The following is a 26,341-nucleotide window of genomic DNA, read 5'->3' as shown; positions in this document are numbered from 1 at the left end:
AATAAGGAATGGGGAATAGGGAAAAGGCAAAAGGCAATAGGCAATAGGCAATAGGCAATTTCTCCGCGTCTCCGCGTCTCCGTGTCTCCGCGTCTCCCCATCTCCCCATCTCCGTGTCTCCCCATCTCCCCATCTCCGTGTCTCCCCATCTCCCCATCTCCGTGTCTCCCCATCTCCCCATCTCCCCATCTCCCCATCTCCGCGTCTCCGCGTCTCCGTGTCTCCGTGTCTCCGCGTCTCCCCATCCCCCCATCCCCCCATCTCCCCCTCCCCCCATCCCCCCATCTCCCCATCTCCCCATCACCCCATCCCACTCCCCCACTGCGGTAGGATAAGATAACAGTGGTTGCGTATAGGGAGAGATAATGCTCTCAAAAGATGAGACATTAGCTGAGTTTCATCAGCGTTATGCCATAGAACTGCAAACCTATCTTCAAGGAAACGCCACTCATCAAGAGGATAAGGAGTCTGGCGCAACCTTGGCAACAGGTCAGAAAGAGGGTTTACTCGCGCCTACCCTTCCCATATCTGCCAATATCTTTTTAGGGCAATTGGCATTAGCCTCTGGTATCAGCGTCGTCGATGTCGTCCATATCCATCAGATCGCTTGTGGGGAGTTAGGGGAAGAAAATCGGGAGAAACAAGAAGAATTTTTACGACTCGTTTTATCGGCCTATGAGCGATCGCAACGCTTAAATCGTCAAGGGCAATTTAATCGCTTACCCGATATTTTATATTCTATCAATACAGAATATTATCTGCAACGGTGGAACCCGGCTCTGGAAAAAGTCACGGGTTTAAGCCAAACTCGCTTAATGAATGAATCGGTGTTAAGTCTCTTTCCTCCGGAAGAACAACCCCTCATTACCGGCCATATTCAAACCGCTTTTCGGGACGGACAGCATGAAATTGATACCCTATTGCTCACCCGTGCAGGCCCCATTCCCTATCGCCTCAAAGGGATGGTGATGAAAAATGAAGATGGGGAAGTGGTCGGTCAAGTGTGTCTGGGCAATAGTTTAACCGAAAAAACCCTCAATATTGAAGCCCTGCGAGATTCAGAAGAACGATTTCGCCATCTGGTGGAAAACCTCAATGAAGTATTTTGGCTCATGGACATCGATAACCAAGCCGTTATTTATGTCAGTCCATCCTATGAAAAAGTGTGGGGTCAATCCTGCGAGAGTTTATACGAAAATCCCCAATCCTGGTTAAAGGTCATTCATCCCCAAGAGAGCGATCGCATTCAAGCCATCTTACCCGCTCAACATCATGGCCCTTGGGAACAAGAATACCGCATCTTACACCCCAGTGGCATAACTCGTTGGGTTCGCACCCGATGCTTCCCCGTGCGTCATCCGGCCGGCGATCGCGTGTATCGTTTAGCCTCCATTTCCGAAGACATCACCGAACGCAAACAAACCCAAGTGGCCTTAGAGCGATCGATTTCTCTGCTCCAAGCCACTTTAGACTCAACTGCTGACGGAATTTTAGTCTTAAATCGAGAAGGCAATATCCTCAACTTTAATCAACAATATGTGCAAATGTGGCGCATTCCTTCAAAGATCTTATCCTCTAGAGATTCCCAGCTAGTCAATGCCTTCTTGCTCGATAAAATTCGCTATCCAGAAGACTTTATCAGTTTCATCAATCAAGATTACCAAGACCCCACAGGAATTCACCAAAATTTAATCGAACTCATTGACGATCGCATTATCGAACTGGTTTCTAGACCCTATGAAATTGGGGGTAAAATTAGGGGTCGAGTCCATTGTTTTAGTGATGTAACCACCCAACGAAAAGCGGCTGAATCCTTAGAATCCTTGAATGAAGAGCTAGAATCGAGAGTCAACAAAAGAACCGCACAATTGAGGCATCTTAATGAACAACTTCAGTTATCGGTGCAAGAAAAAGATATCTTACTCAAAGAACTGCACCACCGGGTCAAAAATAACTTACAAGTCATTGCCAGCCTCTTAAGACTGCAATCGAGCTATGTCCAAAATCCCCAAGATCGAGAACTGTTCAAAGACAGTGAAAATCGCGTCCGATCCATGAGTTTAATCCATGAAAAACTCTACCGTTCCCAAGAAATGGGAGAAATAAATGCCCAAGATTACCTTTATACGGTAGTCAATAATTTAATCAGCTCCTATGGCATATCATCTCAACAGATCGAGATCGATTTTAATCTCGAACCCATTGCTTTAGATGTGGATACAGCAATTCCCTGTGGCTTAATTGTCAATGAGTTAGTTTCTAACTGCTTTAAGTATGCTTTTTTAGAACATTCTTTAGGGAGAATAAAGATAGAGTTTATCGGTCAAGAAAATCATAGAATTAATCTGGCAGTCGCAGACAATGGCCGGGGATTACCCGAAGGTTTTAATCTAGACGAAATTGATTCTTTAGGATTACAATTGGTTCAAAATTTAGTTGAGCAACTAGAAGGGGATTTAACCCTAATCAGTAACGAAGGGACTCAGATCGCGATAAATTTTCCGTGGGTTAATCAAAAAAAGGCAGATCCCAATGATGAATTCGATAAAAATATTAGTAGTTGAAGATGATGAACTGATTCGAGAAAATATTCTCGATCTCTTGGATGCTGAAGATTTTGAAGGACTAGGGGCAGAAAATGGCTATATTGGAGTCGAGATCGCTAAAGCCCAAATTCCGGATCTGATTCTCTGTGATGTGATGATGCCGGAACTTGATGGATATGGGGTATTAGAAGAATTGCGCTCCGAGCCAAAAACGGCAATGATTCCGTTTGTTTTTTTGACGGCGAAAGCGGAAAAAAATGATGTGCGCTCCGGTATGGAGTTAGGGGCGGATGATTATTTAACTAAACCCTGTTTACCGGATGAATTGTTGAAAGCGATTAATACTCGTTTAGACAAACAGGCGCGGATTAAAGAAGCGTCTCAGGGACAATTGGATGAGTTGCGCGAGAGTATTACGCGATCGCTTCCCCATGAATTACGCACTCCCCTGAATGGGATTATGGGGTTTGCGGAACTAATGAGTTATGAAGCGGAAGATTTAAAACCGGAAGAGATCCGGGAAATGGCCGATCAAATCCTGGAATCGAGCAATCGACTATACCGCCTAATTCAGAATTTCCTCCTGTATGCTGATTTGGAATTGGTAAGCAAAAATAGCGATCGCCTTCAGCAATGGCGCTCCCAATCTACAGCCTCTATTCGAGCTACGGTGGAAGAAATGATTAGCTTAAAAGCCGATCGATTCGGGCGTATGGGGGATCTCAAATATGATTTAGAAGAGAGTCCCGTGCAGATAGAAACGTCTCGATTACAGAAACTGGTACAAGAAGCGATCGATAATGCCTTCAAATTTTCCCCAACTGGAACCCCAGTTCGGGTGATGACGAAAGTGAAAGAAAACACCGTACTGTTAACCGTGATTAATTCAGGACGGGGGATGACTCCAGAGGAAATCGAGCAAGTGGGAGCCTATATGCAATTTAATCGTAAGCTTCACGAACAACAGGGTTCAGGTTTGGGTTTGGCGATCGCCAAACGGATGGCCGAAATTCACCAAGGTAGCTTAACCATTACCAGCATCCCGGACGAGGAAACCCGGATTACAATTACCTTACCCACAGGTTCATAGGGGAATGGGGAGAGGGGATAATTAATGCTCCATAACTTCTTCTAACTGGGCAGTTTTTACCCGAAACTGTCGGGTTTGATTGCCTCGTCTAACCTGAATCGATAAAGATGTGTCTAAACCACTGCGATCGACAATATGCTGCAATTCATCAGCCGTTTTAAGCGGTTGGTTGTCAATGGCAATAATCACATCGCCCCGGCGTAAACCGGCTTCAGCCGCAGGAGTATTGGGAATCACTTTCATAACTAAAGCTCCTTCAATTTCTGGCAAGAATAACGGGGCGTTGGGGTCGCGATTATTCTCCTGGGCTAATTCTGGGGTGAGGTTGACAATTTGCACGCCAATGTAAGGATGGGCGACTTTTTCCCCTTTGGCGAGTTGTCCTTGAATGGCTTTGGCTTTATTAATAGGAATGGCAAATCCAATGCCCATAGCGTTAGCGCGAATGGCGGTGTTAATACCAATCACTTCCCCTTGGTCGTTGAGCAGGGGGCCGCCGGAATTTCCGGGGTTAATGGCGGCATCGGTTTGGATAAAGTCTACCCGTTTGTCGGGAATTCCGACTTCTGAGGAGGGGCGATTAAGGGTGCTGATAATACCGAGGGTGACGGTGTTATCTAAGCCCAGGGGGTTGCCGACGGCGATCGCCCAATCTCCTACTTGTACGCGATCGGAATCGCCCAAGGGAGCCACGGGTAACTGTTGTTCGGGATCGTCTATTTCCACTACTGCTAAGTCCGTAATCCGATCCGTACCTAAAACCTTGCCATCAAAAGAGCGGCCATCTTTGAGCGTCACTTGTACCCGGTCTGCACCACTGACTACATGGGCGTTGGTGAGAACAATCCCATTGGAGTCGATAATAAATCCTGAGCCTTGCCCCCGTTGCCGTTCTTCGCGAGGCATGGTATCAAAAAACTCTTGACCAAAAAACCGTTGAAAGAAGGGGTCAGTCATAAACGGATCTACATTGCGGACGATGGTACGCTCGGTATCAAGGCGCACGACTGCTGGCCCGACTTGATTAACGGCACTGGTGACGAAGTTGTTCGCTCCCGGTTGAGGTACTTTCAGGGCCAGCGCAGAAGGTGCGACGAAGTTGAGAAAGAAAGCGAGAAGGGAAATTGACAGTACAAATAAAATATTCCCCGATCGCAGTCGAAGGAAGGATTTTCTAGATAATAAACGCATAATAAACGATCAAAATTACGGTGTACAATTTATGGGTAATATTGTAACTGATTATTCGGATTGGATATCACTTTAACTTGTCACGATTACCCATTACCCATTACCCATTACCCATTACCCATTACCTGATAAATTTTAACCGGTGCGGTGCGACCTTTGAGGGAGACCGATCCGATCGCCTGGGTCGGGAATTTCCCCTTGATTTTTTCATAGGTTTCTTCACTAATCAGAATGCGGCATAAACCGCCATCTAAGGATTTATCATAACTTTCCAAACGGGCCGCCACATTGACGCTATCGCCGATGGTGGTATAGTTCATCCGTTGGTCGGAACCCAGGGAACCCGCAACCACTTCCCCGGTGGCAATACCGACGCGCATGGCTACAGTCGGCAGTCCGGAAGCTTTCCAAGCGCGATTAAGCGATCGCAATTTTCTCCCCATTTCTACCGCACACTGTACCGCGAATTGGGCATCTTGGGCGATCGCCTCAGTCGTCGTGCTGGGAATAGGAACCCCAAAAACCGCCATCACCGCATCCCCAATAAACTTATCCACCACCCCATCATGGCTTAAAACAATATTCACCATGGCATTCATATACTGATTTAACCAAACCATCAGAGTTTCCGGGTCGATACTTTCGCTAATAGTGGTAAACCCTTGGATGTCAGTAAATAAAACCGTAGCCGTCAGTTTGCGGCCGGTGAGTTTCCCTTCTGCAAGCAGTTGATGTCGGTCTCTCCAAACCGCTTGGGCAATTTTGGGAGTCACATGGCGTTCAAACAACTGCATAATCGTTTTCCGGTTGGTACGCTCCAAAAAGCCGATATAGGCCGTAATTGAAATAGCGGCCCCAAACAGACCCACCAGGGGAGGAACCACCGGTATCCACCACCCCAACAAAAACGCGCCATAGGTGATGAAGATGATGCTCACTCCACAGAAACAGACACCGATCATTTTCCAACGGATACGCAAGAAAATCCAGCCTAAGATCGCTCCCCAAGTTGACCAAAATCCGATCCAAAGACCTTCTTCAACCTCTGACCAAAACTGGATTTGGGAACGGTCATCTAGGGCCGCGCTAATGAGATGACTGGCCAGATCCGCATGGAGTTCAACCCCTGAACGAATACCTCCCTTGTGCAAACTATAGCCAAAAGGAGTAATAAAGCGGTCATTGAGACTGGCCGCTTGTCCACCGATGAGAACAATGCGATCGCGCATCAGATCGGGGGGGAGGCGATCGTTCAACACATCACTGAGGGTTACCGTTTGAAATAACTCACAAGGATCTTCAGAACCGGCACAAAACCGACTGCGAAAATTTAACATCATCTGATAGCCGCCCGTATCGGCATTCACATAACCGCCATCATGTTTTTGCAGAGGCATAAAAACCGCTTTCCCCAAAGCCACCTTACCCCTGGAGGGATCGAGTACCTCTAATGTAATGCCCTCTTGTTGCAGATAATCTAAAGCCAACCTTGTCCCCAACCCATAAAACGTTTTCCCTTGACTATCCCGCACGGACAATAACATGCGTCGAATTTTCCCATCCCCATCCAGAATCAAATCTGCTGCCGAAATTTGATTGAGTTGGGCTAAAACCGGTGAAGCGGCCACGGATTCTCCCAGGCGATCGCCCTCCACTTTAGCGATCCCAATTAAGTTAGGCGTATTTCTCGCTAACTCCACAAATTCCTGATATCCTGGCTCCACCGGCAAATCTCGATAAATATCCAAACCAATCACCCTCGGATTTTGGGCATTAATTTTTTGGATTAATTGGGTCAAAACTCGATCTGAAAGGGGCCATTTTTGGATTTGCTGAATATCCGATTCTGTAATCCCTACAATGACAATTCTTTCATCTACCGGTTCAAGGGGTCGCCAGCGAAAATAATGATCTAGGGCGACCCATTCTAACAGTTGCAATCCTCCCATCATTCGCAAGACAATCACCGCCAATGCTATGTTCGGAGAAATCAGAAGAACCCCCCGCCATTCTTCCAGATTTTGTTTCAGAATTTTCCACATGGAAAGCAAGATAAAAGAGGGCTACGATTGGCAACAATCAACAATAGAAGTTTCTAACATCACAGGGTCAATGTCTGGTATCTCCTTCTGTAAAAACCGTTGCCAAGTTTGTTTTAATTTTTTATTGTTGGGGTGTTGTTGTAATTCTTCGTACAAAATACTTAAAGTATCAAACCAAATCCCTTCATTAGCATAGGTCACGATCGCCTCTAAAACCGAAGAAGTATCTACTTTTTGCTGGATCGTTTCATCCGCAGGAATTTTTTTTATCCACCCGGAAGAAGGGAAAGTAAATGAGGGTTCGCTACCGGGTGTCACTTGGGGGCATTTTAAGTAAACGGCCCATTCATAATACTGGTTATTTTCTAAAGTGCCGTCCAAAGACACTCTTAAAATTCCCGGCTTTTGGGGAATATCAATCAATCGCTCATCAATAATTTGTCCATTGGGATAAGGTTGATTATCTGTGACAATAAATTCGATTTGAGTAGCCACAGTTTCGGGGATATAAACAAAAAAGTCAGGAGAAGGATCGACCGTTAAGCCATACTTCACGCCTTGAACCGTTTTGGGCACTAATACACTCACCGGACTTTCATGGGGCAAACACTTGGGGCCTCGACTAGCTCCCCCTAGAGTTTCACGGGGGGCCCCTTGTCCCGGAGGGGGTTCAAAGTCAATTTCTATCACTTCTTCTAAAAGGCGACTCCCTCCCCCGATGGTTTCGCTGGGTCTCCCTGCGCCAGGGGGAGGTTCAAAATTAGGCTCTGTGGGCAGTTGGGCTACAGATGCTTGGAGAAAAGAGAGCGCCCCAGTTACAAGGACAGTAGAGCAGCTCAGGTAGATGAAGGTTTTAGAAAACGATTTAGACATGATTCATAGCGCTTCGCGCTGGTAATGGGTTAAGAGGAAAGTGATATATCCCTAGTTCGAGTCTCAGAGATGGCCTCTAATACTGTGCCTCTAATACTGTTATATCCTGTTGACTGATAAGACCGTGGGCATTGGGGAACACGGAGAAGCTTCTCGCCCCATCTCCGTGTCGCCGTGTCTCCGTTTCCTCTAGTCCTCCTCAGTCAAACCTTAAAATCATTCCTTTAAAGGGTGGGGAGGATGGGTGTGATATCGTGAGGTTGGGTCAGGAGTTACACAGAGGATACTACAACAATACAATGCCGAATTACTCCCTACTTACGAAGGTTTCTTATGCGATCGGGCCAATATTGATTATCGTCAGTCATATTGGATCGTTTATGGTTTTACTCACTGGCTTATCTTGGGGTGCGATCGCCTGGATTATTTTTTTATATTTGATCCGAATGCTGGCCACCACTGCCATTTATCATCGACTGCTCACCCACAAAAGCTATCAAGCCAATGATTTTATTCTCTGGCTAGGATGTATTGTGGGGGCATCAGCCGGACAAATGGGCCCAAGCTGGTGGAAAGCTCACCATCTTTGCCATCATCAATATGCCGATCGCGACCTCGATCCCCATTCTCCAGTAGAACCCTATCAGGGAATTCGCGGATTTTATTGGTCTCAAGGGGGGTGGTTACTCTCGAAAAGTTTCTTTCCCGCTAAACTACCGAGTGATGTGGAAAATAATCTCCCTTTAAGGATACTCGATCGCCTGCATTTTCTGCCTGTGGTTGCCCTCGGAGTCCTATCTTATTTCATGGGAGGTCTGGAATATTTGGGCGCATTTTTCCTGAGTACCACCCTATTGTTCCATGGGGTACAAACGGTAAATTCTTTCTGCCACATTACCGGTTCTGAATACTTTGAAACCGATGATTTTAGCCGCCATAATCCTTGGGTGGCGTTTCTGACGTTAGGAGAAGGGTGGCATAATCTCCATCATGCCTTTCCCTCGTCGAGTCGCCATGGAATTATGCTGCGGGAGAATCAGGTGGTTTATCTGCCCGATCCCACCTATAGATTTATTAAACTGCTAGAGTCTCTCAAGTTAGCTTCTAAACTGAGGATACCCAGTGAAACTTCGCTGCTGAAACGCTCGAAGCAGGAGCCGGAGTTACCGGTTTTGGTGGAAACATAAGCTAGATCTCAGCTCTTGAGGGGCGATCGCATTTCATAGCGGTAAAAGCTATTCATGTTCGCAGGAAAAGCTTTTGGTTATAAATTGCGATCGCTCTTCTTTTGGGGATACAGGCCGCTCTGCAAAAATCATTAGTTTTTAATCAAAGATTAACAATCACTGAGGACTACATTGAACTGTCCATAATCAAAACTTAATTGAACATCGATACAGTCAGAGTGGAAAACACCGATCGCTCAACTTGACTGGTTAACGATGACACTCCAACGCAGACAATTCTTATTATTTCTGGGGGCAACGGCTACAACAGTGGCCTGTGGTTCCCTCGGACAACAGGGGGGATCGGCTTCGGTAACGGGGACTTCGGCTAAAGCAGCCTCCTCCACCAAAGCCCTAGGCTTAAAGTTTCAGCCCGTAAACTACCCTTGTCCCCTTCCCTATCAAGGCCTAAACGTCAATCAACAAAAATCTGGCTACAGCACCTATGAAGTGGTTGATGATGTGGTGCTGCCCGAAGGATACACCTATGATGTGATTGGGGCTTGGGGAGACAAACTAGGGAATTCTCGCTTCGGATATAACAATGATTACCTGTCCTTTATCCCCACGGGGCCGGATACAGGATTTTTAACGATTAACTTTGAATATGTCAGTGTTCCTACTTGGGAGCAAACCTATCCCATGGTGATGGGTAAAGCTCTGCCTTCAAAAGTGTTACCTGCACTGGAAAAAGCCGGAAGTGAAGGGATTAATGCCTTTGAGTTAAACGATTCGTCTTTGAAAGCCGAATTCTATGAGTTCTTTAAGGAAACCTTGATCGATCAAGGCATTGGCGTGATTTCTCTGCGTCGGCAGCCGAATGGCCAATGGGTGCGGACGAATTCCCCCCAAGACCGTCGGATTACCGGCATCTCTGGCTTAGAGGATGGCAACTATCTGCGAGCAACGGGCCCGGCTGTGGCCATTTTCCGCAAGACTCAGGGCATGGGTTATATTGATACCCTGAGCGATAAAATTATTGGTACGTTTAATAATTGTGCTGGGGGAACCAGTCCTTGGGGTACGGTCTTTAGTGCAGAAGAGAATTTCCAGAATTTTGTCCCGGAAGGGGTTTACGCTGATGGTACATCTTTGCATCCCCAGGAAAAACCGGTTAAACGAGATGAGTTTGAGGGTCAAGGAAATCCGTTTGGGTTGGCGGGGAATAAGTATGGTTGGATGGTGGAAGTCGATCCGGCTAATGGTAATGATTATGGCACTAAGCATACTTGGTTAGGACGCTTCCGCCATGAGGCTGTAGGCATTCGGGCTGAGGCGGGTAAACCGTTGGTGGTTTATTCCGGATGCGATCGCCGGGGGGGGCATGTCTACAAGTTTGTCAGCAAAGGTGTAGTGCGTAATCCCCAAGATAAAGCTAACTCGCGCCTGCTCAATGACGGAATGCTCTATGCAGCTAAATTTAATCCTGATGGTACTGGGTCTTGGATCGCCCTAAAAGCTGATACTCCGGTCAATCCTGACTTACCGAGCGAGTATCATGGGGGGATGATTCCCCTACCGAAGCGCGATCGCACCCAAGGAGGATTTGAAAAAATCGAACAGGATGGGGCGATCGCCGTTTTCAAGCAAAAATTCCCCACCCTCGGCGATCTCTACCACGGCAACACCCCAGAAGAAGTCCAAGGAGCCATCCTTATTGATGCTCACTTTGCCGCCAACGCTGCCGGAGCCACCTGTACCGCTCGCCCCGAAGATACCATGATCCGTCCCGGAGATGGGGCCCTCTTTATTGCCTTCACCTCCGGCAGTCCTGGTGGAGATGGGGGCGCTCATAAAGCCGTCTTCTCCAACGCTAAAGGGGAAAGCCACGAACATGGTTGGATCATGCGTCTAGAGGAAACAGGCAACGATCCGGCTGCCATGACCTTCCGTTGGCACAATTTCGCCATGGGTGGAGAAGCAACCGAGGGAGGAATGGGCTTCTCGAACCCCGATAACCTGGACTTTGATTCCCAAGGCAACCTCTGGATGGTTACCGATATGTCTACCTCCAGGCACAATAAAGCCGTGCCCCCTGGACGGGTTGATGAACAACGCAACTTTATTAGTCAATCCAATTTACGGGGTATTTTCGGGAATAACTCCATGTGGTACATTCCCCTCTCTGGCGAACATGCCGGCCAAGCCTATCCCTTTGCCCTGTCTCCCATGGAAACCGAATCCTGTGGCCCCTTCTTCACAGAAGATCGCAAAACCCTATTTTTAGCGATTCAACACCCTGGAGAACTCTATGGAATGCGGAAAAATATGGCATCCGAAACCCGTGAATTTTCCATGATGACCACCGATGGCCAAGAGTTTATGCAAAAACGCACAGTGCCTCTGGGTTCTAACTGGCCGGGTAAAGGCCCCAATGACCCACCGAAACCTGCTGTGGTGGCGATACGGCGGGTGAATAATCAACCCCTGATTTAAATAAATTCAATAAAGTTTTCTCATCCTTGATTTTCTCGCTAATCTCTCCCCGGTTCATGTCTGGGGGGAGATTTTTCGTCAAGGATCGTATCAAGTCTGGCTAAAGAGGGAATCTTTCATAGGGTCAGACAGGGGTAACAGTCTATTCAGACTGAAAGACTCGCTCCGATTGAACGAATTATTGCTATCTTTAGATTTATAGAGCAAAATTCCCACCGATGAGAGTTTTGGTTTTCCCAGATACCCATCGGTTATCGATTCCATAATATTTCTGATATAAACTCAAATGCATTTAGAATTTAAACTCAACGATCGCCATAAGCGCGTCTTACAAGCAACGGTTAACCATTATGTTGCCACCGCAGAACCGGTGGGTTCAAAAGTTTTGGTAGAAGAATATAATTTTTCTGTAAGCACGGCTACCATTCGTTCTTGTTTAAGTCATTTAGATAAATCGGGACTCTTGTATCAACCCCATACTTCAGCCGGTCGCGTGCCTTCGGATTCGGGATATCGTTGGTATGTAGACCATTTAATGACCCCGAATATCAAAACCGGGAAACAGGTGGAAAACCTGCTACAAGAAAAGCTCAATTGGCAATGGAGTTTAGAATCGCTCTTTAAGTCAGCCGCCCAAATTTTATCGAGTTTAAGCGGCTATATTACCCTGATTACCATGCCCCAAGCCCAGAATTCTCGCTTGCATCATCTGCAATTGGTGGCGGTAGATAGCGGTCGCGCCATGTTGATTTTGGTGACGGATACTTACCAAACCCATTCTATCTTGATGGATTTACCCAACACGGGCGAAGAGGGAAGCGAAACCATAGAACAAGTATCGCGGGAATTACAAGTTCTCTCCAATTTTCTCAACCATAATTTGAAGGGACGGTTACTGACTGAATTGGAGCATTTAGATTGGACTGAATTAGATAGTAAGTTTGAATGCTATGGAGAGCAACTGACCCAGGTTTTAAAACAGTTTAAGCAGCGCCATTCTGCCTCGATTTATACTGATATTTGGATTAGTGGGGTCGCGGAATTATTGCGACAACCAGAATTTTCCCAACTGCAACAGGTGCAAACCTTAATTCATTTACTCGAAGAAGAACCGACTCAGTTATTGCCCCTGATTTTTAAGGTTCCAGAGCAGGAACAACAGGGCAGTCAGGTACAGGTTTGGATCGGCTCAGAAAATCCCTTAGAACCGATGCAAAGTTGCGCTCTGGTGACTTCTTCCTATTTTCGCGGTTCGGTTCCCGTGGGCAGTGTGGGGGTTTTGGGGCCGACGCGGATGATGTATGAAAATGCGATCGCCGTGGTGGAAGCCACGGCGGGGTATCTCTCAGATGCTCTAAGTTAGCCAGTTTTAGTCGGGATCTTTGGATTGGGAATCGCTTTCGGTGCGGGGAGTGGTTAGAATGTCCCAAGCTGCCTTAGCCGCTTCCGAGAGGCGATCGCCCAATTCTTGAGCTTGCTTAACGATGTTTTCCCAGTTTTTTTCCGCATCTTTTTGCAGGATTTTGAGGGAATTCTCGATGCGATCGGGATCGAATAGGTTTTCTTCTTCTAAGCTGGTTTTAGCTTTCTTGACGGAACTGAGATAAGTTTCCAGGGTATAGTTTCCAGCTTTATGAATTTCTGACTGGGCCCGAGTTTTCATGGCTTCAATCAGTGCCATGGTTTCATTTTTAACTTGTTCTGTAGCATCTTTTAGCCCCTCATCTTGTTCAACCATGGCTTTGGTTTCGGGGCTAACTTCTACTATGCTAGATTCTTTAGGTGTATCAGTTTCGCTCATGATGGGATAACCTCATATTGACGATAGTGCTACGCACTAGGGAATAGGGAATAGGCAACTAGATTCACTCCAATTGTAATGGAGTTGTGAGTCTTTTGCAGGAATTATGGAAAATACGAATTTATTCTAACGGGCGATCGGCGATCGGCTAAGTCGGTAAACTCTCCATCCTGGGTACGGTTGACTCGCCTTTTATAGCCCTGGGCGCTGGTAATGAGAGGCGATCAACCGGCTGTCAAGTTGTTGAAGCCTTGAGATCGTAGGGCTATCATCAGGGTAATTGACAAAAAGAAGATTTGGGGATAATCTAACTCGTCAGGTTATTGGGAAAATCAACAACGGTAATGTTCAAAAAAATAGCAGCGATCGCCGCCAGCTTGGGTATTTTTTTTGCAACGGCTGGAGCCAGTCCAGCGCAAGAAGTTCTGGAAGAAATTCAAAACACCGGAACCTTAAAAGTGGGTATTCGTAAAGATGCAGCCCCTTTTGGCTACATGGAATCGGGAGAATGGCAAGGGCTTTGCTTAAAGCTCATGGAGGCATTCAAAGAAGATTTAGAACAAGACTTAAACCGCCCCATTCAATTACAAACTATTGAATCAACTCTAGATGAATCTTCCCCCAATGGTCGATATCGGAGCGTCAGAGATGGACAAGTTCACCTAGAATGTGGCCCCAATACAATTAGCACCAATTCACCCCAAGGAACTCAATTTTCAGCGAAATTTTTCGTCACTGGTACTTATTTCTTGATGCGTCCTCAAACTCGCATTTTATTCAAACCTTCGGGATTTCTTGAAGGTTTAGATATTGGGGTTTTAGATAATACTCTAACCCGCCAATTTATCGAAAGTCGGTATCAATTGGCTGACTCTATTCCCTATACTGGAAATCAGGGGCGACAACAAGCGGTTCGAGATGCCATATCCGGAACCATTGATGCTTTTGCCAGTGATGGGGTTCTCTTAGTCGGAGAAGCTCAAAGACAAGGATTATCTGATAGAGAATATAGCCTGTTACCCAATCAGCCCTTAACCTGTATTGGCTATGGTATGATTTTGCCCTCCTATGATGAGCAATGGAGACAAAGGGTAAATCAGTTTATTATCAAAGGAGATTCTATGAATATTATCACCGATCTATTGACAGATTTGGTTGGCGTAACTTCTCCTTATATTGATTTGACGATCTCCGCCTTAGACAAGTGCAGTTAAGTCTAGAAATGTCTCCTTTTTTATATACCTATCCTCCCCTCTTTTCGGGTATTCTCAAGCGCCGCTATAAACGGTTTTTAGCGGATATTGAGTTGGAAACGGGGGAGTTAATTACGGCCCATTGTCCCAACACGGGGCCGATGACCGATGTTTGTGAAATTGGCGCTCCGGTACAGGTGTCCTATCATGACAATCCTAAGCGTAAGTTGGCTTATACTTGGGAAATGATTCAGTTGCCAACCCCGGAACCGGTTTGGGTGGGGGTGAATACGAGCTTACCGAATCGGGTGATTAAATTAGCTCTAGAGCAGCGCATTTTTCCCGAATTACAAGACTATGAAACCCTGAAAACTGAGGTCGTTTATGGTCAAGATCGGCGCAGTCGAGTGGATTTTGTCTTAACTGGAGAGCTGCCCATTTATGTAGAGGTGAAAAATACCACTTGGGCGAAAAATGGGCTGGCTTTATTTCCCGATACCGTCACCGATCGCGGCCAAAAACATTTACGGGAACTGATGGAGCTACCCCCAAAAGCCAGAGCAGTGATGCTTTATTTCATTAATCGCGCTGATTGTGAGCAGTTTTCCCCTGGAGATAGTGCCGATCGCGTCTATGGGGACTTGTTACGTCAGGCGATCGCCAAAGGGGTAGAGATTCTCCCCTGTCGCTTTTCGGTCACTCCACAAGGCATCAAGTATCTGGGTTTAGCCGATCTTGCTTTAGGCGGAAAAGACTTGAGCAATTCCAGATGACTGCTGGCTATATTACTGGAGGGTTAAACTAGCGGGCAAGATGCCCGCACTACATTTTCTGGAGGGTTAAACTAGCGGGCAAGATGCCCGCACTACATTTTCTGGAGGGTTAAACTAGCGGGCAAGATGCCCGCACTATATTTTCTGGAGGGTTAAACTAGCGGGCAAGATGCCCGCACTATATTTTCTGGAGGGTTAAACTAGCGGGCAAGATGCCCGCACTACATTACTGGAGGGTTAAACTAGCGGGCAAGATGCCCGCACTATATTTTCTGGAGTGGGAGCATCTTGCTCCCTACATTTTCACTCCCTACATTTTCACTCCCTACATTTTCACTCCCTACATTTTCACTCCCTACATTTTCACTCCCTACATTTTCACTCCCTACATTTTCACTCCCTACATTTTCACTCCCTACATTTTCACATCAGCAACATTCGATTAATGGAATTTGCCCAAGAAGCGCTCTAACCATTTCCGTCGCCAGGTAAGGCGCAACAGATAGATCCACAGCAAAACGATCGCCACGATAAAGGCATAATCTGATGCCGATAAGAGCGTCAAATCAAAGAATTTTCTCACGGGGGCGATCGCCAAAATCAAGCCGCCAAAATCAAGCCGTATAACCCTAACAAACTCACCGCTACCCTGGTATATCGCCAGTCTCCGCTCAGGGGTTCCACCGCCACCCAGAACCGGGTTGGGGGTTTGAGAAATAACATTAACGTTAAGCCGCACAAGATTAAGAGGGTAACTAACGCACTGCGAGGAATGGCTAATAACTCATTGTCTACAATTACCATACCGCGACTCTGGATATTAACGCCAACCGCATCAATGAACTTGCTAGACAATGCTCGTGCAAGGGAGGCAGAAAACGGCGCTCCAGGAATCTATTATTTAGGGGATCTGTATAAAAGTGCCATCATCGTTATCCATCAATTGCCAAGAACTCCAGAAACTCTATGGTTGAGACTTCTGGGACGCGGAAGGGTGAAAGAACAAGCGATTCAAGAATTGGAGAGCCTGCCGCCAACCAATCGCTGGCAAGCAAATGTGATAGAATTGGTCGATAAAGTTTTAACTATTTTAGGCACGCGGAAAAACCAAGAAGCAGATGGGGAGGATGAGGAGCTAATGGTGACTATAGATGCATTGTATCAAGAAGCGATCGCTCAACTGCGCGAAGAAGTGATCCCTCAACTGCGCGAAGAAGCGATCGCTCAACTGCGCGAAGAAGCGATCGCTCAACTGCGCGAAGAAGCGATCCCCCAACTGCGTGAAGAGAGGATCTTGAATCTAAAGGGAGGAGGTTGATGAGTGCGAAGAATATGCGATCGCCTGCTTGATGAGCGCCTAGGCATTACGCGAGAGCAACTGGCTGATTTTTGCCAGCAGTGGGGTATCGTGGAAGTCTCTGTATTTGGCTCGATTCTCCGAGAAGATTTTAACCCAGATAGTGATATTGATCTTTTGGTTGTCTTTGAGGATGAGTTTCGTTCTCGGATGAGTTTAATGGATCTGGTGAAGATCCAATATCAATTGGAAGATTGGCTCGATCGCCCGGTGGACTTGATTGAAAAAGCCTCAGTCATCGACAGTGATAACTGGATTCGTCGCCAAAATATTCTCAGTACAGCACAGGTAATCTATGAATCGGGACGAGTCCTATTTGTTTGATATTGCTAAATTCTGTCGCACGATTCTCCGATTAACCGAGAATATGACTGAAGCAGATTTTGAGCAGGATGAAAGAACACAACTGGCTGTTTTATATGAAATTACGATTATTGGTGAAGTCGTCAAACGTCTTTCGCCAGAATTTCGCGATCGCCATGGGACAATTGAGTGGAGACAAATTGCTGGGATGCGCGATCGCTTAGTCCATGACTATGATGAGGTTAAACTCGATCTCGTCTGGCAAGTGGTTGAAACGTATATTCCTGAATTGTTAGCCTACATCACTCCCCTCTTACCCAGGCAATAGAAAGGGATGATGAGAGCAAAACGATCTACTACTACATTTTCTGGAGTGGGAGCATCTTGCTCCCTACATTTTCTGTATTACTGGAGTGGGAGCATCTTGCTCCCTACATTTTCACTCCCTACATTTTCACTCCCTACATTTTCACATCAGCAACATTCGATTAATGGAATTTCCCCAGGAAACGCTCTAACCATTTCCGTCGCCAGGTGAGGCGCAACAGATAGATCCACAGCAAAACGATCGCCACGATAAAGGCATAATCTGATGCCGATAAGAGCGTCAAATCAAAGAATTTTCTCACGGGGGCGATCGCCAAAATCAAGCCGTATAACCCCAACAAACTCACCGCTACCCTGGTATATCGCCAGTCTCCGCTCAGGGGTTCCACCGCCACCCAGAACCGGGTTGGGGGTTTGAGAAATAACATTAACGTTAAGCCGCACAAGATTAAGAGGGTAACTAACGCGCTGCGGGGAATGGCTAATAACTCATTGTCTACAATCACCATTCCTCCCTGATTCACGGCTCGCCAAACACTGGTGACTAAATAGCCTAAATAGACGATTAATCCGGCTAAGGTGACGGATAATGTGGCGGGTAAAATAAACCGGAATAAAGAGCGAACCCGTTCGCCACCCTGTCCCCTCCCTGGTTTGGCATAAATCGGTAAACTGATGGTGGGAATGCCCACGGAAAGCACGGTTACTAAAGCGCTATGTTTATTCAATAAGGGAAATGTGCCAATCACTTGACCGGTGGCTAAAATGAGTAAGGTAAATGAGAAAATGCGGATAATAAATAACTTCAAAACATCCTGAATTCCGTTTTGAATCCGTTGCCCTTCAAGGAGTGCAAAGGGGAGGGAAACAAAGGAATCGTTTAATAATACTAAATCCGCTACCGCTTTCGTTGCTTTACTGCCACTTTCCATGGCTATCCCCAAATTGGCTTGTTTCAGGGATAAAACATCATTGACTCCATCGCCAATCATGGCGACATAAATTCCTTTTTGCCGCAATTCTTTCACCAATTGGGCTTTTTGATCGGGAGTAATGCGCCCAAAAATTGTGTGATTTTGGGCAACTTCCGCCCATTGGTGCGGCTCAATTTGGGCTAACTCTGCTCCGGAAATCATGGCTAGATCGCCCTCTAATCCCACTTGACGGGCGATCGCCTGTACCGTTTGCGGATAATCTCCGGAAATAATCTTGAGCTGCACCCCTGCTTGTTGAAATTCTTGCAGCGTTTCTAACACTCCCGGACGCAATCGATCGCCTAAAATTACCAAGCCCAAAGGCTCAAGGTTCGGGGGAATAGTGGGCGTATTTTCGCGTTCGCGAAGCGACTCCAAAGGAGTATCGTAAAGGCTCACCACCGCTTCAGAACCCGCAAACAGCAAGACGCGATACCCCTGTTCTGTCCACAAATTAATGGTTTCCCGGATATCCTCAGACAGGGGAATGGCGCGACTGAGAACATCGGGAGCGCCTAACACATAGGTTCCTCGAATCTCTCCCGTGGCGAAAATACACCCGCTCCATTTGCGTGCCGAGGTAAACGCAACTTCCCCATTAACCGGTTGTGCAGGATGGAGATAATAACGGGCGATCGCCTCACTGGTGGCATTTTGGGTCGTGGCACTGGCGGCGAAAACCCCTAAAATCTGACTTAGGCGCTCTTCATCTCCCCGAATTTCCTGGAACTGATGCACTTCAATTTGATTCGCCGTCAGGGTTCCCGTCTTATCCAAACAGAGAATCTCCACATGGCTCAAAGATTCCACGGAATTCGCCTGTTGAATGAGAATCTCTCGATCCAGCATCCGCACCGCCCCCAGAGCATAGGCTAGGGTAATCGATAAATAGAGGCCCGCAGGCACTAAACTGGAGATCACCGCCGCTTTTTGCACCCCATCAGCCACCGAGAGGGTGCGACTGAGAACAGCGATCGCCACTAAAATCCACAGAAACCCAGCCACCAAAATAAAGATGCGAATCACCAGGTTAATCTGTTGCTGTAAGGGAGTATACACCTGTCGCACCGCCCTAGCTCCCGAAGCCAGGCGATAGGCCAGGGTTTCCTTACCCACCTGTTGTGCTTCATAATACCCGTTCCCACTCACGCAAAACGTGCCAGAGAGTAGGCGATCGCCCGTTTTTTTCACAATGGCATCACTCTCCCCCGTCAACAGGGACTCATCCACCTCAATCTGTCCCTGCAACAGCTCCCCATCCACGATCATTTGTTCCCCAGCCACCAGATGCAACACATCCCCCTGCACGATCTCGCGAGGATCGAGGGTGCATTCTTGGCCATTCCGCATCACCAAAGACCGAGGCCGAGTCAACAATGCCACCTTATCTAACTTACGCTTTGCCCAAATTTCCTGACAAACACTCACCATCACTGCACTAAACAACACCGCAATCACGATCGCCCCATCGCTGTAGCGTCCCAGGGAAACCAGCAGCATAAAAATCGAAAAGAACACCCCATTAATGAAAGTAAATACGGTTTCGAGTAAAATATCTCGATAGGAGCGACTATTGGGCAAATTAACATTATTGTGCAAGCCTGACCGATAGCGGTGTTTCACTTGCTCATCCGTTAATCCGGTAGGTATAAAATTAGCATTTACCATAAATGATCAATTGTGGATATTGATGGGATAATAACAACATCTTCGCCAATTATCCTGTTTATTTCATCTAATCTGCTCAAAATGTCTCCAGCCGATCGCCCATCGGAAAAATCCAGCGCCATCAATACCTCCAGCGTTGTTTTGTTTCCCTTGGGAGTCATCGGTGTGAGAGGGAATAAGTAGCTATTCCTGGGTTTCTGGATTAGTTGGAGCTGGGGGGACGGTTGCAGTGGGTTCAGGAGCCGGAACTGGAGTCGGTAGGGGCGTTAAACCAGGAATCCCTAAATCAAGATTCGGAGGTTCTGCTGGGGTGGCTTCTGAGGGGTTCACCCCTGCGGGAAGGGTTGCCAAAGCCACGCGATCGCCGCCCACAGAGCGCATTAAATCTAAGACTTGCACAACATCTTCATAAAGGGCAGTTTTCGAGGCATACAGCACCATTAAGCCCTGGGGAGTCTGAATCTGATAGGCGAGTAACCGTTGTCGCAATTGATCCCTGGGGACTAATTCCTGTTCGATATAGGTTTGTCCAACGGTATCCACACTAACGATTAACATATCCTGCATTTGGGTGGTTCCCGTCTTGGCACTGGGTAAATCCACAGAAATCGCTTGCTGGCGCGTCAATCCTACCGCCGCTAAGATAAAAAAGGTCAAAATGCAGAAAATAACATCAATGAGGGGAATAACTTCGATCCGCGCCTCTTCTGTTGGATTATCCCAGTTGATTTTCATTGTTTAGTATGAAATACATTAGTTTGCTCTCCTATTTCCCTATTCCCTATTCCCTATTCCTTACTTTCGTTCAGGTGTTCGGCAACGGTCTGATAGAGATCGAGGATATGGCGATCGTCTAGATAATAATAGACTTTTCGCCCCCGTTTTTGGTAGCGGACAAGCCGGTGAGCGCGGAGGGTTCGCAGTTGATGGGAAACGGAGGATTCGGTTAACTCTAGGGTGGTAGCTAAATCGCACACGCACAGTTCCTCGCTGGCTAAGAGGGATAAGATTCTTAAGCGATTGGGGTCTCCCAGGATACTAAAGAATTCTGCCATTTTTTGGGCTTTCCGGGGATGCAGAAGATGGGATGCTAGATCCTTGCGGTGTTCTGTGTCTAATTCCTGGTGGGGTGAGCAGTGGGGGGAGTCTGTGGATTCGGAGACGGGAAGTTGGGATGGCATAGGGAGAGGGTAATGAGTAATGAGTATTGATTAAGTCCGCTTGTTTCGCACTGCGTCCGACCTTAAAAATCTAGGGAGCGAGACGCTCCCACTCCAGTAATATTAAGGGATTCCAGGAGTGCGGGCATCTTGCCTGCTTCTTGAATTCCATTTTCATGTCCGCTTGCGGAAACCGCACTGGATATGAATACACCGTTTTTGTGCTGCTTATTCAAATTTAACAATATCTGAACAATCTTTCAATTATTTTATGCTAATCTATGAATATATGTTCAGATGTAAGTCAAGGAGACACAGTTATGGCAACTGCAACTCAAGTCAAATGTGCTTGTGAGTCTTGTAAGTGTATGGTTGACGAGGCAACTGGGTTCAAGAAAAACGGCCAGGTCTATTGTAGTGAAGCTTGCGCGAATGGCCATCCTGACGGTTCAGGCTGTGGGCATGAAGGATGTGAGTGTCACTCATAAATACTGATTCTCGGTAATCCATTAAAATATCGAGTAATATCAAATCTAGAAAAGAATGCTCGGTTGTAGATCCCCCAAACCCCCTTAAAAAGCTGATTAAGGGGGATTTTCCGCAAGCGGAGATGAAAGGGGGATCGAAATGTCTCACATAACAGAGAAAAATGGTTGTACAATTACCGATTACCGATTACCCATTACCGATTACCACGCAAAGCGCTATATTTTGATTGAATTGATTCTAATTATCTTATGTCTCAGGATGCTGACGCGCTATTTAAGCAGGGAATTCAGGAGTATCAAGGGGGGAATTTAGAGGGGGCGAAGTCTCTCTGGGAACAGGCTTTATCGATCTACCGTAGCCTGGAGAATGCCCAGCGCCAAGGGGCGGCTTTGGGGAATTTGGGGGCGGTGAGTCAGGCGTTGGGTAGGGTTGAGGAGGCGATCGCCTACTATAAGCAGCATTTGAGTTTAGCGCAAGATGTTGGCGATCTCCCAGGACAACGGAATGCTCTGAATAATTTGGGTAATGCCTATAGCAGTTTGCCCGATTTTCCCCAAGCGCTGACTTATTATCAACAAGAATGGGTTGTGGCTCAGGAATGGGGGGATTTATTGCTGCAAGGACAGGCGTTATTTAATTTGCGTCAAGTGTATAAAGTAATGCAAGATCGGGACACGGAACAGCGCTGTTTAGAGGAGCAATGGGCGATCGCCAAGCAGTTACTAGAAAAACAACCCCAAGATATTTTAGACATTGCCCAACAGGTGGGGTTAAATCCCCTCTCGGATTTTGCCGGAGCCAATTTAGCCCAGATGAATTTTCATTATGCCAATTTAGGCGGCGCAAATTTAAGCGAAACCAATTTAAGCGGTGCAGATTTAAGTTTAGCTGATTTATCCCATGCCCAGCTAAGTCATGCCAACCTAGAAAAGGCGATTTTAAGTAATGCCAATTTGCGCGATGCTAATTTGCAGTATGCCAATTTGCAAGGCGCAGATTTACGCACCATTTTACCTCGCGCCGATCTGAGTGATGCCAATTTAGAAGCGGCGAATTTATCGGGGGCGTATTTGCAACGGGCGGATTTATCCCGCGCCAATTTAGCCCAGGCGAATCTTTCCTATGCCGATTTAACCGATGTAAATTTGCAGGAGGCACAGTTAACAGGAGCGCTTTTGAAACAGGCAAATATTGATAAAGCGAATGTTAATCAAGCCTATTTTAAGGATAACCCTAAATTGTCCTCAGCCCTGAAGCAACATTTGCGCGATAAAGGGGCAATTGTGGAGTAATATCAATGAACAATGAACAATGAACAATGAACAATTTTTATGTCGGCAACAGCCAATCTATAGCAAACCTAAATAAGTTATGTAATGGCTGCCCCTCATCCCCCTGCCCCCTTCTCCCGCAGGCGCTGCCCTGAGCGAAGTCGAAGGGAGAAGGGGGAAAAGTCCCTCTCCCGTGGGAGAGGGATATAGGGAGAGGGCATTTCCCGTTGTACAACTCATTTAAACTAGCTATATCTACCCGCCACTATAATTGATTCAACGAACTTGATATGAGCTATGGGGAAGGGGCAATTTATTACTACGGAAGTTGCTGGAAATGGGGGAGAGCGAGGCGAGTTTCGGGTATGGGAAAGGGTGCAGGATGCTTTTAGCGACAGATCCTGTCTTGCCTATTGGCGCTATCCCCTATTTTCTGCCCAGGGAAAGTATCGCAAAGAACCCGATATTCTGATTCTCGATCGCCAATTGGGAATCATCGTCATTGAGGTGAAGTCTGTACGGATTCACCAAATTAGCCATATTAACGGTCATCGCTGGCACTATCAAGGATTTTACCAGAAAACGGGATCGCCCTATCAGCAGGCAGAACGGCAGGTTTGGGCGCTTCTGAAACGGTGTGAGAGGGAACCGGGGTTAACCTCTGGGGTGATGAGTCGGGCGATCGTTGCCCTACCTTATATTACCCAAGAACAGTGGCAGGAAAAGCAATTCGATCGCCTCATTTCCGCTCCTCCTATTCTGTTTGAAAACCATCTGCGCTTAACTGCCATTGCCCAATTTTGTCAGCAAGTTGAAAATATCAGCCCCCTCACTCCAGGCACATCCCTAAGCGAACAGCAATGGCAACTTTTGCTCTCGCTCATCAGTGGCACGCCCACTTTTCAACCTAACCCCAGTACCCGATGGCGCTTATATCCTTCTCCCAGTCGCGCCGAAATTTTAACCCAAGCCAGGCAACAGTTTTCCCAACTCGATTTAGCCCAAGAAACTCTCGCCAAAACCATTCCGCCAGGAGTGCAAAGGATTCGCGGCATTGCCGGATCGGGGAAAACCGTGATTCTCTGCCAAAAAGCAGCTCACATGCACTTGAAATATCCCGATTGGAAAATCGCGATCGTCTTCTTTAGCCGCAGTCTTTACCAAACCATTACCGAGCAACTCGATCGCTGGCTTCGCCATTTTAGCGATGGGCAAGTGGGCTACAATTCTCGTAACCGCAACTTGCGCGTTTTTCACGGTTGGGGAGCCAAAGGACAACCCGGATTTTATCGCTTTTTATCTCGTCTCTCTGGTATCCCTCCCCGCACCGTTTCCGATACCCTAAGATCTGCCCCCCATGAAGCCTTAGCAGAGGTTTGTATTGACCTGTTACATCGGGGGAAAATTCCCCAAGTGTTTGATGCTATTTTAATCGATGAAGGTCAAGATTTTTTAGTCCAGGATAGCATAAAATTTGAACAAAAGCAACCCTTTTACTGGTTGGCTTACCAAGCCCTGCGCCCTTGCAATTCCTTGCATCCAGAGCAACGGTGCTTAATTTGGGCAATGGATGAATATCAACATCTCGATCCCCAGCAAGTGACGACGGTTCGCGACTTATTCGGCTCGGATTTAGGACATCTTTTAAATGGGGTTCATCCGGGCAATATTGCCAAAACTGAAATCCTCTGTAAATCCTATCGCACTCCCGCGCAAGTATTAAGGGTTGCTTACGGTTTAGCCATGGGAATTTTTCGCCCCCAAGGATGTTTAAGCCAGCTCTGCCAAAAATCCGATTGGCAAGCCCTAGGATTTGAAGTAACAGGAGATATTTTACCGGGACAGACGATTACTCTTACTCGTTTATTGGATGCCGAATTAAATCCGGTGAGTCAGTTAGCATCAGGAGCGCTGATTGAGTTTCAAGCTTATGACTCGCGCCAGGAAGAATTAGCGCATTTAGCCGATCGTTTAAGGCAAAATTTACGCCAGGATGGACTAAAACCGAGTCGGGATATTTTGGTGATTTTGTTGGGATCTCGAATTCAAACGCGCCAACTGGAGCCGATGGTAGTAGAGGTGCTGTTAAGAAAGGGTATTGATGTCTATCTTCCGGGACACAAGCAGGATTCTTACTCGAAAAATGACTTTTGGTGTGAAGGCTGTGTAACGGTTTCAACGATTGAGAAAGCGAAGGGAAATGAGGCAGATATGGTTTACGCGATCGCCCTGGATCATATTGCCCAAGACGAGAGCAATTTATCCCTGCGAAATCACCTATTTATTGCCTTGACTCGCACCAGAGCTTGGGTTAGAATAAGTGGAGTGGGAAACCATCCTCTGTATCAAGAACTGCATCAACTGCTGCGATCGGACAATAGTCTTACGTTTATTCTGCCTACTCAGTTTGGGCGATCGCTTTCTCTCACCGATATCAGTGAAGTCATCGATCGCTACACAGCCGGGGATAGAAACTTCCAAGGCATGAACTTAAAAGGCGCTCAACTGCCCGGAATTAACCTATCCCAAGCCAACTTTATCCACACCCAATTTCAGGAAGCCAACTTAGAAAATGCCCAACTGCAAGGCACTAAATTCATCTTCGCAAACTTAAGCCAAACCAACCTTAGAGGAGCCAATTTAAGGCAAGCGAAACTGATAGGAGCCAACTTGTCTGATGCTCAGTTAGAGGGCGCTGATTTAACCCATGCAGACTTAAGCGATGCCAACTTAGACGGAGCGCAGTTTTAGCCTTCATTGCTAATTCTTTTCAGATCCTGTCGAGTTGGTTAGAATTTAGAATAATGACAGAGTTTAGGGAGGGATGATGGATGTTAGGCGATCGCTCTTTACAAAACTAATCATTTGATCTAGTTGATTTACTGCTGTATTTGATTGATAACCTGCTGTACTTGATTTAATGACAACTCAAGAGTTTCAGCAATTTGTGGTGCTGTCAAGCCTATTTTTATTAATTTAGGGATCGTCTTTAATTTAGTTTCAAGTTGAATCTCCTTAATCATCGGACGTTCACTTTTTGTATTTTGATGACTTGACTCAGGAGTAAATATATCTGATTGTTCTTCTGATTGTTCTAATTCTACGATTTCTGAATTAGAACAAAGATTTAAATGACCAATTTGAACTGGATTGACTAGCATAGAGTTAGAATTAGCAATTCCCAACCGTTCAGCTATAGCGCAAAAATTAGACTTATGTACATCTTCTCCTAAAATCTCTGATAGAATTTGCCAGAGTTTATATCCCTCATCTGTAGCATGACCTGTGGTGCATCCGTACTTTTCTGCGATCTCTGAGTATTTCTGACTGTTGAGGACTCCCTTTAAAATAGCAAGTTGCAGACTATCAAGGTGTTTTCCAGTTTTTTCAAAGACTAACTGATCGACTGACTTCAACATTGCTTCCCATTTCATCTCTTCAGGTTGGCTCCTCTATAATCTGTATCCATTCAGAAGTGTTGAATGTTAAGAATAGATGGAGAAAAAAGCTCTCAAATCTGGTAAGATAGAGAGCAGAAAAAAATAATAACTAATAACTATGTTAGTGAAAGTTCCCCCGTCTGTCAAAAAAATCTTAGCGGCTCTGCCCAGAGATGATTAT

Annotated in this window: 23 protein-coding genes and 1 pseudogene; 13 read left to right on the top strand and 11 right to left on the bottom strand. The window is 46.5% G+C overall.

What is annotated here, in order from left to right:
* Positions 1–365 precede the first annotated feature (365 nt).
* Together PJF56_RS00545 and PJF56_RS00540 are read left to right on the top strand one after the other, a co-directional pair.
* Positions 366–2,564, top strand: coding sequence for a PAS domain-containing sensor histidine kinase (locus PJF56_RS00545; RefSeq protein ID WP_283760673.1), 2,199 nt, complete (start codon positions 366–368; stop codon positions 2,562–2,564).
* Positions 2,533–3,636 carry a hybrid sensor histidine kinase/response regulator gene (locus PJF56_RS00540; RefSeq protein WP_283760672.1) on the top strand — a complete coding sequence of 368 codons (1,104 nt, stop codon included), beginning with the start codon at positions 2,533–2,535 and terminating at the stop codon, positions 3,634–3,636. The genes PJF56_RS00545 and PJF56_RS00540 overlap by 32 nt, the downstream gene beginning before the upstream one ends.
* 21 nt (positions 3,637–3,657) lie before the next feature.
* On the opposite strand, the gene PJF56_RS00535 is transcribed toward PJF56_RS00540, so the two are convergent.
* From PJF56_RS00535 to PJF56_RS00525, 3 genes are all read right to left on the bottom strand, one after another.
* Positions 3,658–4,827: an HhoA/HhoB/HtrA family serine endopeptidase gene (locus tag PJF56_RS00535; protein ID WP_283760671.1), complete on the bottom strand. Its 1,170-nt coding sequence runs from the start codon at positions 4,825–4,827 to the stop codon at positions 3,658–3,660.
* Between the two features lie 107 nt (positions 4,828–4,934).
* Positions 4,935–6,869, bottom strand: coding sequence for a CHASE2 domain-containing protein (locus PJF56_RS00530; RefSeq protein WP_283760670.1), 1,935 nt, complete (start codon positions 6,867–6,869; stop codon positions 4,935–4,937).
* A 21-nt stretch (positions 6,870–6,890) separates the two neighbouring features.
* On the bottom strand, positions 6,891–7,742 hold the full coding sequence (locus PJF56_RS00525; RefSeq protein WP_283760669.1) for a DUF928 domain-containing protein: 852 nt from the start codon (positions 7,740–7,742) through the stop codon (positions 6,891–6,893).
* 299 nt (positions 7,743–8,041) lie between these two features.
* Here PJF56_RS00525 and PJF56_RS00520 point away from each other — a divergent pair, with 299 nt between their 5' ends.
* From PJF56_RS00520 to hrcA, 3 genes are all read left to right on the top strand, one after another.
* Positions 8,042–8,929 carry an acyl-CoA desaturase gene (locus PJF56_RS00520; protein WP_283760668.1) on the top strand — a complete coding sequence of 296 codons (888 nt, stop codon included), beginning with the start codon at positions 8,042–8,044 and terminating at the stop codon, positions 8,927–8,929.
* 255 nt (positions 8,930–9,184) lie between these two features.
* A complete protein-coding gene (locus PJF56_RS00515) occupies positions 9,185–11,404 on the top strand; it encodes a PhoX family protein (RefSeq protein WP_283760667.1) in 2,220 nt (739 codons plus the stop codon).
* Between the two features lie 286 nt (positions 11,405–11,690).
* Positions 11,691–12,767, top strand: a complete 1,077-nt coding sequence (gene hrcA / locus PJF56_RS00510) for a heat-inducible transcriptional repressor HrcA (RefSeq protein ID WP_283760666.1) — start codon at positions 11,691–11,693, stop codon at positions 12,765–12,767.
* A gap of 6 nt (positions 12,768–12,773) precedes the next feature.
* On the opposite strand, the gene PJF56_RS00505 is transcribed toward hrcA, so the two are convergent.
* Positions 12,774–13,205, bottom strand: a complete 432-nt coding sequence (locus PJF56_RS00505) for a hypothetical protein (RefSeq protein WP_283760665.1) — start codon at positions 13,203–13,205, stop codon at positions 12,774–12,776.
* A 344-nt stretch (positions 13,206–13,549) separates the two neighbouring features.
* On the opposite strand from PJF56_RS00505, the gene PJF56_RS00500 reads away from it, so the two are divergent.
* Together PJF56_RS00500 and sfsA are read left to right on the top strand one after the other, a co-directional pair.
* Positions 13,550–14,419, top strand: a complete 870-nt coding sequence (locus PJF56_RS00500; protein ID WP_283760664.1) for a transporter substrate-binding domain-containing protein — start codon at positions 13,550–13,552, stop codon at positions 14,417–14,419.
* An 8-nt stretch (positions 14,420–14,427) separates the two neighbouring features.
* Positions 14,428–15,171, top strand: a complete 744-nt coding sequence (gene sfsA / locus PJF56_RS00495) for a DNA/RNA nuclease SfsA (protein WP_283760663.1) — start codon at positions 14,428–14,430, stop codon at positions 15,169–15,171.
* Between the two features lie 263 nt (positions 15,172–15,434).
* Here sfsA and PJF56_RS21950 read toward each other — a convergent pair.
* The 3 genes and pseudogenes from PJF56_RS21950 to PJF56_RS00485 all read right to left on the bottom strand — a co-directional run.
* Positions 15,435–15,581, bottom strand: a pseudogene (locus PJF56_RS21950) (hypothetical protein); the annotation flags it as partial.
* A 32-nt stretch (positions 15,582–15,613) separates the two neighbouring features.
* Positions 15,614–15,754, bottom strand: coding sequence for a hypothetical protein (locus tag PJF56_RS00490; protein ID WP_283760662.1), 141 nt, complete (start codon positions 15,752–15,754; stop codon positions 15,614–15,616).
* Positions 15,755–15,771: 17 nt separating this feature from the next.
* Complete coding sequence (locus PJF56_RS00485) at positions 15,772–16,026, bottom strand: hypothetical protein (RefSeq protein WP_283760661.1); 255 nt, start codon at positions 16,024–16,026, stop codon at positions 15,772–15,774.
* Here PJF56_RS00485 and PJF56_RS00480 point away from each other — a divergent pair.
* Genes PJF56_RS00480 through PJF56_RS00470 form a run of 3 tightly spaced genes read left to right on the top strand, consistent with a single transcriptional unit; the run spans position 16,010 to position 17,159 of the window.
* Positions 16,010–16,489 carry a hypothetical protein gene (locus PJF56_RS00480; protein WP_283760660.1) on the top strand — a complete coding sequence of 160 codons (480 nt, stop codon included), beginning with the start codon at positions 16,010–16,012 and terminating at the stop codon, positions 16,487–16,489. The genes PJF56_RS00485 and PJF56_RS00480 overlap by 17 nt on opposite strands.
* Before the next feature lie 3 nt (positions 16,490–16,492).
* Positions 16,493–16,852, top strand: a complete 360-nt coding sequence (locus tag PJF56_RS00475) for a nucleotidyltransferase family protein (RefSeq protein ID WP_283760659.1) — start codon at positions 16,493–16,495, stop codon at positions 16,850–16,852.
* Entirely contained in the window at positions 16,824–17,159 is a 336-nt protein-coding gene (locus PJF56_RS00470; protein WP_283760658.1) for a HepT-like ribonuclease domain-containing protein, read from the top strand. The genes PJF56_RS00475 and PJF56_RS00470 overlap by 29 nt, the downstream gene beginning before the upstream one ends.
* Before the next feature lie 160 nt (positions 17,160–17,319).
* Here the strand turns inward: PJF56_RS00470 and PJF56_RS00465 are convergent, their stop codons facing one another.
* The 3 genes from PJF56_RS00465 to PJF56_RS00455 all read right to left on the bottom strand — a co-directional run bounded on the left by PJF56_RS00465 (position 17,320) and on the right by PJF56_RS00455 (position 20,981).
* A complete protein-coding gene (locus PJF56_RS00465; protein WP_283760657.1) occupies positions 17,320–19,800 on the bottom strand; it encodes an HAD-IC family P-type ATPase in 2,481 nt (826 codons plus the stop codon).
* Between the two features lie 183 nt (positions 19,801–19,983).
* Positions 19,984–20,535, bottom strand: a complete 552-nt coding sequence (locus PJF56_RS00460; protein ID WP_283760656.1) for an ExbD/TolR family protein — start codon at positions 20,533–20,535, stop codon at positions 19,984–19,986.
* Positions 20,536–20,588: 53 nt separating this feature from the next.
* Positions 20,589–20,981 (bottom strand): ArsR/SmtB family transcription factor, encoded by a 393-nt coding sequence (locus tag PJF56_RS00455; RefSeq protein WP_283760655.1) that lies wholly within the window; start codon positions 20,979–20,981, stop codon positions 20,589–20,591.
* A gap of 299 nt (positions 20,982–21,280) precedes the next feature.
* On the opposite strand from PJF56_RS00455, the gene PJF56_RS00450 reads away from it, so the two are divergent.
* The 3 genes from PJF56_RS00450 to PJF56_RS00440 all read left to right on the top strand — a co-directional run bounded on the left by PJF56_RS00450 (position 21,281) and on the right by PJF56_RS00440 (position 25,471).
* Positions 21,281–21,448: a metallothionein gene (locus PJF56_RS00450; RefSeq protein ID WP_283760654.1), complete on the top strand. Its 168-nt coding sequence runs from the start codon at positions 21,281–21,283 to the stop codon at positions 21,446–21,448.
* 249 nt (positions 21,449–21,697) lie between these two features.
* Positions 21,698–22,741 carry a pentapeptide repeat-containing protein gene (locus PJF56_RS00445; protein ID WP_283760653.1) on the top strand — a complete coding sequence of 348 codons (1,044 nt, stop codon included), beginning with the start codon at positions 21,698–21,700 and terminating at the stop codon, positions 22,739–22,741.
* Between the two features lie 276 nt (positions 22,742–23,017).
* Complete coding sequence (locus PJF56_RS00440; protein ID WP_283760652.1) at positions 23,018–25,471, top strand: pentapeptide repeat-containing protein; 2,454 nt, start codon at positions 23,018–23,020, stop codon at positions 25,469–25,471.
* Between the two features lie 128 nt (positions 25,472–25,599).
* On the opposite strand, the gene PJF56_RS00435 is transcribed toward PJF56_RS00440, so the two are convergent.
* On the bottom strand, positions 25,600–26,154 hold the full coding sequence (locus PJF56_RS00435) for a helix-turn-helix domain-containing protein (RefSeq protein ID WP_283760651.1): 555 nt from the start codon (positions 26,152–26,154) through the stop codon (positions 25,600–25,602).
* Positions 26,155–26,341: the final 187 nt, after the last annotated feature.

The organism is Roseofilum halophilum BLCC-M91 (assembly GCF_030068445.1).
GTDB lineage: Bacteria > Cyanobacteriota > Cyanobacteriia > Cyanobacteriales > Desertifilaceae > Roseofilum > Roseofilum halophilum.
The sequence above is the reverse complement of the archived record's forward strand: the minus strand, read 5'-3'. Positions and strand labels throughout refer to the sequence as shown.